General features: G+C 42.5%; 1 protein-coding gene. It reads left to right on the top strand.

Translation table 11 applies throughout. The features are described 5' to 3' along the window. The coding region (locus tag SB765_RS34700; RefSeq protein ID WP_410933165.1) for a biotin/lipoyl-containing protein at positions 1-228 on the top strand (228 nt) is incomplete at both ends.

The raw sequence follows: 228 nt of genomic DNA on the forward strand, positions 1-228 counted from the left end.
GTTAATGAAGATCAACTAGTCTATTTAGACGATGTGTTATTTGATGTTGAGACTGAAAAAGTCGTTTTAGAAGCCATGGCCGACTGCAATGGCATTATTGAAAATATAACGATTGTCAATGGTGACCATGTTAATACTGAGCAAGTTGTGATGACTATGCAGCAGCTTGCAGACAGCGAAATGCCAGCACGACCGACAGCTCAACAGCCTCAACCGCGAGTAAACAGC

The sequence above is a fragment of the Pseudomonas sp. SIMBA_067 genome, from assembly GCF_046534675.1.
GTDB lineage: Bacteria > Pseudomonadota > Gammaproteobacteria > Pseudomonadales > Pseudomonadaceae > Aquipseudomonas > Aquipseudomonas putida.